Here is a 296-nt window from a genome sequence, read left to right as displayed (position 1 = left end):
TCAGAATAATCTTAATTGACTCCGTAACGGCTCTTTCAGAGCCTCTATCTAAAGAAACAGTGCCAATCTTCAAAGAAAAAATATGACGCCTCGCACCAAGCGTATTCTAGGCAAATCAATGGTTGTGACGATAATTGCAATCGTCGCGACCTTTGCTCTGTCGTTTACGGCCAGAATCGCCTTGCACATGCCCATCGATTGGCTGAGTTGGGTGGAATGCACCCTCATTCCTATCCTGATTGGAATGCCCGTCGGCGCCTACATCTTCGCCCAGTCGGAAACGATCCAGGAGACAT

At 48.0% G+C, this 296-nt stretch carries 1 protein-coding gene; it reads left to right on the top strand.

From position 1 onward, the window contains the following. Positions 1 to 82: 82 nt before the first annotated feature. The coding region (locus ACWGTI_RS32875) for a hypothetical protein (RefSeq protein WP_454590708.1) at positions 83 to 296 on the top strand (214 nt) is incomplete at its 3' end.

It is taken from the genome of Mesorhizobium sp. ArgA1 (genome assembly GCF_053714375.1).
The sequence above is the reverse complement of the archived record's forward strand: the minus strand, read 5'-3'. Positions and strand labels throughout refer to the sequence as shown.